Origin of the sequence: Pseudoalteromonas sp. S327, assembly GCF_005886415.1 — a bacterium.
GTDB lineage: Bacteria > Pseudomonadota > Gammaproteobacteria > Enterobacterales > Alteromonadaceae > Pseudoalteromonas > Pseudoalteromonas atlantica.
Genome location: NZ_PNDP01000019.1, coordinates 44,912 through 56,453, shown reverse-complemented (window position 1 = coordinate 56,453; position 11,542 = coordinate 44,912). Strand labels below are relative to the sequence as shown.

Here is an 11,542-nt window from a genome sequence, read left to right as displayed (position 1 = left end):
TCTTAATTAGCTGCGGCTATTTTGCGTTGCATTTGCTCAAAAATATCAATGCCCATTCCATCTAATAAATGAGGGATATCAATAGCGACCCAGTTTTCTTTTAATATGCCGTTTTCGCAGCGCCAAAAGTCCATGACACGCGGGAACAGCTTATTGCCAGAAGGCGGTAAACCTAACCAGTCTTCACCGGTATGAGTGCCATACATGTGAGGCCATCCGCCGGTAGCAACAAAGTTATCGTGACTTACTAAACACAGTGTTTTATTAATACCGCGATCAGGAAAGCCTTTTAAAAACGGCCCTTGATGGTGCTCTCTAAAGCCGCTAATTCCGCGGGTTGTACCAATGCCTGCTGGGCCATACCAAATAAAATCTGGGTGCCAGTATTTTTCTAAATTAATGCTGTATAAGTCTTTACCGTCATAGCGGCCAAGCTCTGTGAGCATATCAACTACAAGTTGCTCGTTGGTTTTGCTAAGCGTTTCGTTTTTATCACCTGTTGGTACGCCATCAAGTGTGGTGGGGGGCATAACTAAACCTGGGTAACCTAAGCTTGGGCGTAATGGGTTTACGCCTACTTGGTTCATTACATCAATTAAATCTAAAAATGTGTAAACATTAACCACTTGGTTGTTTTCTATTTGCGCCATTTCGCTGTAGCGAATAAACACACTTTTGCCGCTGGCAGGAATACCCAATAAAGGCTGTGTAAATGTGCCGGTAAAATAGCCTGTTGCACACACCCATTGCTCACCTTTGTAGTCGCCCTGGATAGAGATAAATTGTTTGCGCTCTATGTCAGGTAACGAATGTTTAAGTACGCCAAAGTAATCATTAATCACATTTTGCTTTGTGCTAATAGGCTCAAAAGGGTGGCTTACCTGCCATTGAACGGAGTCTGCAAGCAATGCTTGATTTGGCAATTCTGCAGCGCTGAAGTTTTCGAAAAGTTGTTCTAAAATATTCATTTATTTCACCTTACACAAAATATTCAAATAACATGAGAGAGGCAAAGCTCAGTACAAAAAAGCCAAGTAACCAGTAATTGATTGAGTCAAACTTACCCGGAATTAAGTACCAGCCGTTTTCTTTTTCTGGACGTTTTTCATCTTTAAATGCTTTTAACTGACCTTTAATGGTGTATTCGTTGTAATCCTCTTGATAGCCATCAAATGCAATACTTAACGCAATGCTAAATACAAGGCAGGTTATTGCCCCTATGGCGCAGTACCATGGCCATGCAATGTCGGTAAACAGTGCGCACACAGCAACGGTAATAAACGACACTAAGGTGCCTATTAATAAGCCTTTTTCGGTGGTGTGCTTAGAGAAAAACCCAAGGGCAAACATGCCAAGCTGAGCACCTACAAAGTACGAGCCTACTTTAGTGAGTATTTCTAAAATTGAGCCTTCGCTGTATAGGTGATACATAATGGCCGGAATAATAATGATCACCGCCCAACCTAGCGTAAATAAGCGAGTAACATTTAAATAGTGAGCGTCGTTTTTTTCAGGCGCAAAGTACTTTTTATAAAAATCGATAGTACTTATGGTTGAAAGTGAGTTAAGTGCTGAATCGAGGCTCGACATAGATGCTGCCATTACCGCAGCGGCAATAATGCCCATTAACCCTGGTAAGCCATAATCAGCTGCAAACTGTAAAATAATTAAGTTGTCGTTTTCAAAAGTGCGCCCGCCGTAGTAGCTATAAAACAGCACGCCCATAAATATAAAGAACAAGTAAATAAAGAACGCGATAAAGCCCATTAGTAAGTAGGATTTTTTAGCATCGCCAATATTTTTAGCGGCAAGGGTGCGTTGCACCATCATTTGGTTAGTGCCATACACCGTAATGTGATATAGCGACATAGCCAGCACGCCAGACCACACGGTAGTTACTTGGGTAAAGTCGAGCGAGAAATTAAGTGGGTCTAATTTACCTTGGCTTTTTAGCTCGCTCAGTGTTGAGCTAAATGAACCATCCATAGAGGTAATGAGGGCATACATAATAATACCAGCCCCTATAAATAAGATGGCTGACTGAATTACATCGGTCCATATAACGGCGGTTATGCCACCTAGCATGGTATAAATAAGGGCGATTATGGTAACTAAAAATATCGCAGTTATAACATTTATATCGATAATAAAGGCCAACACTAAGGAGGTTGCATACAGCACTGCGGCTGAACCCATAGTTTGCGATATTAACCAAATAGTAGAGATAAGTAAGCGGGCCTTTTTACCAAAGCGGCGCTCTTGGTATTCGTAAATAGAGGCCACACCCGCGTTGTAAAAAAACGGAAAAAACAAACACACCACCGCCACAATAACCAGTGGGTAGTTAAGGTGTATGGCAATAACCGAGAGCCCCTCTTTGTAAGACCACGCTGGCGCACCTAAAAAGGTGAGTGCACTTACATAAGTAGCAACAACCGATATACCAATAGCCCACCAAGGTGTTGTTTTTCGACCTATGTAAAAGTCGTTAGCACTACTGATCTTTTTACTAATTACAAACCCAAGTATTAGGTTGGCAATTATGTACCCGATGAGAATGCTCCAATTCAACAATCCAAAATCATTCATAATTAATCCTGTTAGATTAGGTTTTACGGGCTTGAGAGCCTATTTGTATTTTTTATTTTGAATCATCATGAATCACTTTGACTTCGAAGTCAATTCTCATTAGTATTATTTTAAAGCAATTTATAACTTACTATTCACAGGCTTTTAATTACTCTTTAAATGCAATACATTTTGTTAAAGTGTGTTTAACTGCGGTTTGAAGACATTAATTTGACTGCGCAAACAATGAGGAATAATCATGGCAGATATACTTAAAGATAAACAACTAGTTCGTCAATTTCATACTGCACTAGAAAAAGCACAAGGCAATGATTTACAAGCCGTATTTAATGAGTTTATGGCCAGTGAATACAGCTTTAAAGGGGTGCATCCGTTTAATGAGCTTGAGTGTGCGAATGATGTAATTGCCCAAGTTTGGCAGCCATTATTTAGCTCGTTTAGTGCGCTGCAGCGCCGTGAGGATATTTTTATTGCAGGGCAAAGCGAAGCCGACGGTGGCCAGTGGGTGATGAGCATGGGCCATTTTATGGGCTTATTTGATAAAGATTGGCTAGGTATTGCGCCAACCCATAAGCTTGCCACTTTGCGCTATGCCGAATTTAACTGTGTTAAAGACGGAAAAATAATTCAGACCGGTTTTTTTGTCGATATTATTGGCCTTATGATGCAAGTAGGTTTAAACCCGCTGCCGCTCTCTACTGGGCAATATTTTTCGTATCCCGGGCCGCGTACGCACGATGGTATTCGTTTGGGTAAAAGTAGCGATGAGCAAAGCGAAAAAACAATGGCGCTGGTAAATCAAATGATTGATAACCTAACCGCGCTTAATAAAAGTGGTGTTGATACGTGCCCGCCCGAAGTGCTTGGTAAAACCTGGGATGAAAACATGGTGTGGTATGGCCCAGCAGGCATTGGCGCAACTTACACAATTAAGCGTTATCAGCAGCAGCACATGTATCCGTTTAGAGAAGGGTTAACGGGTAAAGTATTTAACGGCCATATTTGCCGTTTTGCTGAAGATGAGTTTGCCTGCTTTTTTGGCTGGCCTAACCTAACTAACACGGCCATTGGGGGCTTTTTAGGCCTACCAGGTGCTAATACCCCAGCAGATATGCGCGTGGTGGATGTGTATCACCGCGAGGGCGATAAATTAGTAGAAAACTGGGTCATTATTGATATTCCTTATTGGTTAAAACAACAAGGCCTAGATATTTTAAAGCGCACGCAAAGTATTGCGAACCCTGGTGCATAGTCTATTTAAGTAATAAAAAAGCTCTGTTTTACAGAGCTTTTTTTGTTTATACGTCCTAGGGTGCAAAGTTTAAATAGCGCGCTTTGGTAAGCTCTTTCATGCGTGCGAACACATCTACCCCAATTTGATGGTACACATCAAGAATATCTATCAGCACCCAGTTTTCGCGAATTAAGTTATTCTCGGCGCGCCAAAAGTCGAGACTACGCATGGTTATTTGCTGATTTGCAGGCGCAATACCTAACCAACCATCATTACTAATAGTCATGCTCATACCCGGCCACGCGGTAAAGCCAACATAGTTTTCATCGGCAAATAAATAGCCTTTACTTGCATCACCTACTCGGTTTGGCAGTGCATTTAAAAACGGAATTTGATGCCAGTTTCTAAACCCTTTTATACCTCGTGCAGTGCCTATGGTACTTGGCCCATACCAGCTACAGTGCGAGTGCCAAAATTGCTCAAGCTTCATGGCCTCTATACCGCCTTTGGCATAAAAACCAAGGTGCTCACACATGTCGCCCACAAGTTTTAAGCTTTGTGCTGCGTGCTCTTCATTGTATGCGTTTGTGATTAATCCATCTTGCGTTGCAGGGCCTGGTACATGCCACTCTTTACCTAAGCTCACCGAAAGCGGCCATACTTTAGCTTGCATCATTACTTCGGGAATATCCCAAATAGCTTGTACTTCTACCACTTTGTTATTTTTAATACGGTAAAATTCATGAAAACGCATGCTAACTTGGTGCCCAGTAGGGGGGATATCAAGCCATGGCTTTTCAAACGAACCGGTATAATAACCGCAACAACCTACCCAGTCTGAGTCGTTAATTGAGCTACCTGCCATAACTATTGTATCGCGGCGCTCTAAGCCTACAAATGCCTCGCTAAGTGGTAAATAAACTTGCTCAATAAGTGCATTAGGGTTGGCAAGTGTTTCAAACGGGTAACACAGCTGAATGAGCGCATCATAGCTAAATACGGTATTAATTTGTGTATGCAAGGCGTTTATATCAAAGTTATACAGAGCCTGTCTAAAGTCGTGTATTAACGCTTTATTTTTATTATGAATGTTCATTGTTTTGGGCTCCTGTTGCTGTTTCAAATTGCTCTCGCAATTGCTTAGCGCCACTTAATAAAAAGCTGTGATCTGAGCCTAATAAATAAAAGCTCACGCCTAATGATTGCCAATGGCTCAGCTCGCTCAAATTACCTACAAACATGCCACAGCATTTATTATATTTAGCCGCCGCCTTGGCTATTTTAGTGACTGCCTCAAGTACAATAGGGGCGCTTGGGTTGGTTTCGCCAAGGGAAATGGTTAAATCCATACGGCCTATAAAAATGCAGTCTATTTCATCTATTTGGCACAGTTGCTCGATATTATCCAGTGCATCGGCATCTTCTATTTGTGCAATAATGCAGGTTGATGACTTATTGCTTGCTAGGTTATCGGTTAGGGCATGGGTTGTGTAACCAGCAAAGCGGCTTGAACCGGCATAGCCTCGGCCGTTATTGCCATAAAAACAGTTTTTAATAATTGCTTTTGCTTGTTCGGGGGTTTTTATATGCGGCAGCACTAGGCCATCTGCGCCTATATCTAAGCTACTTAATAAAGTGGCGTGGTCTGTATTACTAACACGTATAAGCGTGGGCATATTTTTAGTACGTGCTGCCATTATGCAGCTATCTAAATCGCCTCTATCAAAGGGCGCATGCTCTGCATCAAGGCACAGAACATCAAGGTTAGTGTGAGCCAATACTTCTGTATTATGATAATGCGTGCTTTTAATAAAAGTACCTAGCAGTAGCTGTTTTGCATTTAACTTTTGCTTTAAATTCATGATAAAGACTCCAACCAGTCTAATAAAATTGCGTTTACCGTATTACTTCGCTCAAGCGGGGCAAAGTGAGCGCAATGACCAAGCAGTACAAGGTCACTATTAGGTGCTGCTTCATGCATACTTTGCTGAACACTTGCCGGGCATAACGGGTCATGCTCGCCCCCAATAATGAGTAGTTTTTTTGTACTTTGCTTTATTACGCTTAACGTATCTTCGCGGGTGGCAAGTGCACTCAGCTGGGCGCTAAAGGCGTTAATACCCAGATCGTTTGCCATGCTAAGTACGGTCTCTTCATGGGCTTTATTTGGTTGGTAAAAGTAGTGCGGCAAAAAGTCACGTTTAAGCAGGGCTTCTAAACTGCTGCTTTTGGCGTGTTCAATTTGTTTGAGCCTAATTGCAGGGCGCTCAGGTTTATCGGCTAAATAATTGCTCGACATTAAACACAAGGAGGTAACTAGCTCAGGGTTTGATTTTAACAGGGCAAGCGCAACAATTCCGCCCATGGAAAAACCTATAAATGGGCCCGGCTCTTGTGCAATTTTTTTGCAAAGTTCTACCATTTGCAAAATGCTAGATTGCTCGGTGAAGGGTATTACACACGGTGTATAACCTGCATTTTGCAGTGCGTTAATTTGCGCTGCAAACATGCGGTCATTACACAGTGTACCAGGTAAAATATAAACAGGATTTTTGGCCACAAAAATTCCTTAATTTAACGTTTTTTAATAGAGTTCCCTTCAATTAATGAACCAGTAAATACCCGAACTTCTGCAGCCGCTTGAGGGTTTTCAATGCGCTCCATTAAAATATCAACAGCGGCTTTAGTAAGCTGTTTCATTGGCTGTTGTACTGTGGTTATTTGATAGTTGTACCACGAAGAGGCATTAATACCATCAAATCCTACAACCGACATGTCGTCGGGCACTTTAATGCAAAAGTTTTCTTTTAGTTCATCAATTACGCCAATTGCCATAGCGTCATTACTGCATATTATGGCATCGGGCTTGGGGTGTTTTTTTAACCATTTTTTAAGTGCGTCGCGTGCCGATTTATACCCATAATCACCATAAATAACCGGCGTGTCTTTAACGCCTAGGGTTTGTAAATAATTTTCGGCTATTTCTCTGCGTTCGTTTGCAACATCTGAGTCGGTAGGGCCGGAGATAATTAAATACGATTTATGGTTAGCTTCGTGTAATAAATCAATTAACTGTTTAATGCCTTTGTCGTGATTACAGCAAACGGTGTTTGCATTCGACTCAGGCACATGGCGGTTATAAAGCACAATAGGCGTACTGTGTTTAGCAAATAAGTTTAAGCTTTTACTATCAAAGTGAGCAGCTAGGGCAATTACACCATCAACCTGAAAGGTCCATATGTTTTCGAGTAATTCATCTAGCTCTTCTGCGTTATCAAGTGTAAAGAGCAGCACACGCTTATTGTGCAGTGCCAGCTCTCTGTTTAGCTCAGAAAGCACCTCTGGGTAATTCAGGTTTGCTTGCGATGACAATATAACCGCAACCATACCCGATTGTTTGGTGATCAACATACGGGCAATAGCATTCGGGCGATAGCCCATTTCATTGGCCGTTGCGATTACTTTTTCACGGGTTTTTTTAGACACACTAAAACCAGGTCTAAAAACACGTGATACCGCCGATTGCGATACGCCCGCTACACGGGCAACATCGTATGAGGTGACTCTTTTTTGCTTCAAGATTTACTTCCTATATCGTCTTACACGAATGTCTGCTTGTTCTTTGTGGCCTGCGAACCCTTCTGCAGCACATAATCGTGAACAATACTCACCAACAACCACCGAGGCTTGCTCTGTTACTTGCTGAAAAGTACATGTTTTTATGAATTTTCCTACCCATAGTCCGCCAGTATAGCGCGCAGCTTTACCTGTGGGTAGTGTATGATTTGTACCAATACATTTATCACCATACGAAACATTAGTTTGCGGACCTAAAAATAAAGCGCCAAAGTTTTGCATGTTCTCTTTAAAGTAATCGGTATTGCTGGTCATCACTTGCACGTGTTCAAACGCTAAGTCGTTAGCAACTTGCAGCATTTCTTCGTAGGTGTCACATACAATTACTTCACCGTGATCTTCCCATGCTACGCCTGCAATATCGGCAGTGGGTAAAATAGTAAGCTGCCTTTGCACCTCAGCGATTGTATCTTTAGCTAGTTGCTCTGAGTTGGTAAGTAAAATAGCCGGTGAAGTCGGGCCGTGCTCTGCTTGGCCGAGTAAATCTGCCGCACATAGCTCGCCATCTACACTGTCATCGGCAATAACGAGGGTTTCGGTAGGCCCTGCAAATAAATCAATACCAACACGGCCAAATAGCTGACGTTTTGCTTCGGCCACAAACGCGTTACCTGGGCCAACTATCATATCTACCGGCGCAATAGTTTGTGTACCAATTGCCATTGCAGCTACTGCTTGCACGCCGCCTAAACAATAAATTTCATCAGCACCGGCCATATCCATCGCGACTACAATTTCAGGTGATGGCTTGCCATTAAACGGTGGAGCCATGGCTATTACGCGTTTAACACCCGCTACTTTAGCGGTTAATACGCTCATGTGCGCAGAGGCTAATAGCGGGTATTTACCACCTGGCACATAACAGCCTACGCTATCCATAGCGATATGTTTATGACCAAGGGTTACGCCCGGAAGAGTTTCTACCTCTACGTCTTTCATTGAGTCACGTTGTATTTGTGCAAAATTACGTACTTGGCTTTGCGCCCACTTAATATCGTTAATTAATTGCTCATCAAGTTGTGTATAGCAGGCTTTAATTTCGTCTTCTGAAAGTTTGAAAGACTCCGGAGTCCAGTTGTCGAACTTTTCAGAGTACTCACGAATGGCTGCGTCACCTTCGGTTTCAACATGCGCTAAAATATTCTCTACAATATCTCTTACTGATTGATTTTGTTTTTGTTTTGAGTCAATTGGTTGACCCTTTTTTAAATGCTTTATCATTGCTAGTGTCCTTAGTGAGTCGTTGTTATATACACATTTGATGAGACGTATTGGTTAAATAATGTCTTGCATCTAACTGCACTCTAATTAATAATGACTTCGAATGCAATATAGAATTTAGGTGAACAAATGGGATTTGATAAAACGCTTTTAGTGGGTAAAACCATTTTAGTGACAGGTGCAGGCAAAGGTATTGGTAAAGCATGCGTAGAAAAATGCGTAGATGCAGGGGCTCAAGTTATTGCAGTAGCACGTACCCTCAGTGATTTACAAACATTACAGAAATACGCGCCTGAGCAAATAGAAATTTGGCCGCTAGATATAAATAGCGATGCTTTTTTTGAGCGTTTAAAGGCGCTAAAAACACTTGATGGGCTGTTAAATAACGCTGGTATAAATCGGGTTGCGCCAATGCTTGAGCAAACAGATGAAAATATTGATGACGTAATTGCGATGAATATTCGCAGCGTTTACAAAATTAGCCAAGCGGCACTGCCAGCGCTAATAAATTCTGGCGCTGGGGCGGTGGTTAATATGTCGTCGCAAATGGGGTTTGTAGGTTCACCTAAACGTACTTTGTATTGCATGAGCAAACATGCGGTAGAGGGGTTGAGCAAAGCAATGGCGGTTGAACTTGCCGATAAAAATGTGCGCGTGAACACCGTAGCCCCCACCTTTGTAGAAACCCCAATGACTAAACCCATGCTAGAAGATGCGACGTTTAAGCAGTTTGTTTACGACATGATCCCACTGAAAAAAATTGCCCAAACCGATGATATTGCCAATGCTTGTGTGTTTTTACTAAGCGGCCTTTCAGCAATGATCACCGGTACAAGTATTAAAATTGATGGCGGTTGGACCGCACAGTAACCAATTTAGGAGAGAGTAATGAGTGTATTTGCAGATAGGTTAGTACGATACGATGATTTAATTGCGTGTAAAAATGCCTTTATTGATACGCGCTCGCCGGGGAGCGATCAAAAAGAAAACTTTACAATTATTGGCCCAGGCGTTGCCGAAAACCCAAATCAACATGTGCATATTTCTATTCCTCATGGGTTTAATATTGGTGGTGCGCGCCAACCTGCAGGGTGTTTAAATTCGCAGCATAGCCATTTAACTGAAGAAATTTTTGTAGTACACAGTGGTACGTGGGCTTTTTACACTGGTGTTGACGGTAAAGATGCCAAAGTAATTTTAAATGAAGGCGATATTATTTCGATCCCGATGGATATATTTAGAGGGTTTGAAAATGTTGGCGACGGCGTAGGCTATTTATATGCGGTACTTGGAAGTGATAACCCTGGTAGAGTACTTTGGGCTCCGCAAGTATTTGACATGGCAAAAGAATACGGACTAATTTTGCTAGAAAATGGCAGCTTAGTAGATACCACGTTAAATGAAACCATTCCCGATGGTGTAAAGCCAATGGCAGTCACCAGCCAAGAGCAAATAGCGCAGCACAGAGTAATAACCGATGAAGAGCTGGCACAAACAGTGGTTAAAGCCAGCAACTTTAACTGGAATAAACGCTCGTACCTTAGCCAGTTTGATGGCGTATATGAAGCGCCATTAGTCGGTAATTTAAACGCCAAAACATGTATTCAAACACAGCTAAATTGGCCTCATGGCTTTAATATTTCTGCGTTAAAGTTACAACCTGATGCACAGGTTGCGCCTCATATTCGCTTTGAAGAAGAGGTTATATTTGTTCATCAAGGAAGCGTAACAATAGACTTAGGTGATGAAGTATTAACGCTTAACCAAGGTGATACTTTTTCAGTGCCTATTGAGCACGTAAGAGCCTATAGCAATAATAGCCAAACCGACTGTGTGCTTTATATAACGCGCCGCCACGACGCGCCAAAAGACCCACAATTTATTTAAACTATAATGCTATATAAAATTTAAGGCACTTTGCTTGTTTTAGCTAAGTGCTTTTTTCGTGGTAAAAAACCAGTAACCAGCATAGTGCCCACAATTACAAATAATGCGCCGAGTAACGTATTTGGCCCTATTTGCTCATCTAAAATTAAATGCCCCCAAAAAATGCCAAATAGCGGAATTAAAAACGTGACCGTTAAAGCTGAGGTTGGGCCTATATCGTCAATAAGTTTAAAAAATAAAATATAAGCAAGTGCGGTACACACCACGCCAAGTGCTAATACGCCAAGCATAACGTTGGTACTAGGTACTTCGCGCATTGGCATAAAAAGTATAAGGGGCAGTACTATAAAACTGGCTGCCCACATAGAGCCGTGTGCGTTATCGAATGGGGCAAGCTTAGGGGCATTTTTTGTATAATGGGATGCAATGGCATAACACAGGGAGGCGCTTAGCGCTGCTGCAATAGCAATAAGTGACTGACTATTTAATACAAAATGATTTTGCCCAACTAAAATGGCCACGCCTATTAAACCCAACAGCAAACCTAACACCATGCTTTTAGTCGGTTTGGTTTTGCTCCAAATAATGCCCACCACCGCGCCCCATATGGGCGTTGTAGAATTTAAAATAGATAAAGTAGAGGCGCTAATCGTTTGCGCGGCATAAGCAAACAGTAAAAAGGGTAGGGCGGAGTTAAGTGCGCCAATTATAAAAAAGTGCTTTGTGTGTTTAGTAAACGCCAAGCGGCGTTTTAAGTAAAGCGCCACAATAAAGAGGGTGAGTGCGGCAAAGCCAACTCTAAACTCTATTAACACCGCAGGGCCTAAGCTGTTTGCTGCCATTCGCATAAATAAAAATGACGCGCCCCAAATAGCAGCCAGAAAAAATAACCGAAGTAAACTTGCTAAGCTCATGATAGTATTTTAATTATACAAATTAATTTACAGAGTAACAGGCTTTGCAATAACTGTAAGC

11 protein-coding genes are annotated in these 11,542 nt (G+C 42.0%); 3 read left to right on the top strand and 8 right to left on the bottom strand.

Annotated elements, in window-relative coordinates:
* Positions 1 to 2: 2 nt before the first annotated feature.
* Together CWB60_RS07605 and CWB60_RS07600 are read right to left on the bottom strand one after the other, a co-directional pair.
* Positions 3 to 968 carry a nuclear transport factor 2 family protein gene (locus tag CWB60_RS07605; protein ID WP_138579840.1) on the bottom strand — a complete coding sequence of 322 codons (966 nt, stop codon included), beginning with the start codon at positions 966 to 968 and terminating at the stop codon, positions 3 to 5.
* Positions 969 to 978: 10 nt separating this feature from the next.
* Positions 979 to 2,589 carry a sodium:solute symporter family transporter gene (locus tag CWB60_RS07600; protein WP_024033725.1) on the bottom strand — a complete coding sequence of 537 codons (1,611 nt, stop codon included), beginning with the start codon at positions 2,587 to 2,589 and terminating at the stop codon, positions 979 to 981.
* A gap of 238 nt (positions 2,590 to 2,827) precedes the next feature.
* Between CWB60_RS07600 and CWB60_RS07595 the strand changes: the two genes are divergently transcribed.
* Positions 2,828 to 3,841 (top strand): nuclear transport factor 2 family protein, encoded by a 1,014-nt coding sequence (locus CWB60_RS07595; RefSeq protein WP_138579839.1) that lies wholly within the window; start codon positions 2,828 to 2,830, stop codon positions 3,839 to 3,841.
* Positions 3,842 to 3,896: 55 nt separating this feature from the next.
* Here CWB60_RS07595 and CWB60_RS07590 read toward each other — a convergent pair whose 3' ends face one another.
* From CWB60_RS07590 to hisD, 5 genes are read right to left on the bottom strand one after another with little or no spacing between them, the layout of a single operon-like run.
* Positions 3,897 to 4,919: an ester cyclase gene (locus CWB60_RS07590; RefSeq protein ID WP_138579838.1), complete on the bottom strand. Its 1,023-nt coding sequence runs from the start codon at positions 4,917 to 4,919 to the stop codon at positions 3,897 to 3,899.
* Positions 4,906 to 5,685 (bottom strand): HpcH/HpaI aldolase family protein, encoded by a 780-nt coding sequence (locus CWB60_RS07585; protein WP_029772148.1) that lies wholly within the window; start codon positions 5,683 to 5,685, stop codon positions 4,906 to 4,908. Before CWB60_RS07585 ends, CWB60_RS07590 begins: the two co-directional genes overlap by 14 nt.
* The gene (locus CWB60_RS07580; protein WP_138579837.1) at positions 5,682 to 6,383 is read right to left on the bottom strand and encodes an alpha/beta fold hydrolase; all 702 of its coding nucleotides are present in this window, start codon (positions 6,381 to 6,383) and stop codon (positions 5,682 to 5,684) included. Before CWB60_RS07580 ends, CWB60_RS07585 begins: the two co-directional genes overlap by 4 nt.
* A gap of 14 nt (positions 6,384 to 6,397) precedes the next feature.
* The gene (locus CWB60_RS07575) at positions 6,398 to 7,405 is read right to left on the bottom strand and encodes a LacI family DNA-binding transcriptional regulator (protein ID WP_029772146.1); all 1,008 of its coding nucleotides are present in this window, start codon (positions 7,403 to 7,405) and stop codon (positions 6,398 to 6,400) included.
* Positions 7,406 to 8,680, bottom strand: a complete 1,275-nt coding sequence (hisD, locus tag CWB60_RS07570) for a histidinol dehydrogenase (protein WP_024033719.1) — start codon at positions 8,678 to 8,680, stop codon at positions 7,406 to 7,408. It lies immediately after the preceding gene.
* A 129-nt stretch (positions 8,681 to 8,809) separates the two neighbouring features.
* Between hisD and CWB60_RS07565 the strand changes: the two genes are divergently transcribed.
* Both CWB60_RS07565 and CWB60_RS07560 read left to right on the top strand, forming a co-directional pair.
* A complete protein-coding gene (locus tag CWB60_RS07565; RefSeq protein WP_024033718.1) occupies positions 8,810 to 9,550 on the top strand; it encodes an SDR family NAD(P)-dependent oxidoreductase in 741 nt (246 codons plus the stop codon).
* Between the two features lie 18 nt (positions 9,551 to 9,568).
* The gene (locus CWB60_RS07560) at positions 9,569 to 10,567 is read left to right on the top strand and encodes a cupin domain-containing protein (protein WP_138579836.1); all 999 of its coding nucleotides are present in this window, start codon (positions 9,569 to 9,571) and stop codon (positions 10,565 to 10,567) included.
* A 20-nt stretch (positions 10,568 to 10,587) separates the two neighbouring features.
* Here the strand turns inward: CWB60_RS07560 and CWB60_RS07555 are convergent, their stop codons facing one another.
* A complete protein-coding gene (locus CWB60_RS07555) occupies positions 10,588 to 11,481 on the bottom strand; it encodes a DMT family transporter (protein ID WP_138579835.1) in 894 nt (297 codons plus the stop codon).
* Positions 11,482 to 11,542: the final 61 nt, after the last annotated feature.

Excerpts from the sequence above, each read along its gene's own strand:
- CWB60_RS07605 (WP_138579840.1), bottom strand. The coding sequence starts at position 968 with ATGAATATTTTAGAACAACTTTTCGAAAACTTCAGCGCTGCAGAATTG.
- CWB60_RS07600 (WP_024033725.1), bottom strand. The coding sequence starts at position 2,589 with ATGAATGATTTTGGATTGTTGAATTGGAGCATTCTCATCGGGTACATA.
- CWB60_RS07595 (WP_138579839.1), top strand. The coding sequence starts at position 2,828 with ATGGCAGATATACTTAAAGATAAACAACTAGTTCGTCAATTTCATACT.
- CWB60_RS07590 (WP_138579838.1), bottom strand. The coding sequence starts at position 4,919 with ATGAACATTCATAATAAAAATAAAGCGTTAATACACGACTTTAGACAG.
- CWB60_RS07585 (WP_029772148.1), bottom strand. The coding sequence starts at position 5,685 with ATGAATTTAAAGCAAAAGTTAAATGCAAAACAGCTACTGCTAGGTACT.
- hisD (WP_024033719.1), bottom strand. The coding sequence starts at position 8,680 with ATGATAAAGCATTTAAAAAAGGGTCAACCAATTGACTCAAAACAAAAA.
- CWB60_RS07565 (WP_024033718.1), top strand. The coding sequence starts at position 8,810 with ATGGGATTTGATAAAACGCTTTTAGTGGGTAAAACCATTTTAGTGACA.
- CWB60_RS07560 (WP_138579836.1), top strand. The coding sequence starts at position 9,569 with ATGAGTGTATTTGCAGATAGGTTAGTACGATACGATGATTTAATTGCG.
- CWB60_RS07555 (WP_138579835.1), bottom strand. The coding sequence starts at position 11,481 with ATGAGCTTAGCAAGTTTACTTCGGTTATTTTTTCTGGCTGCTATTTGG.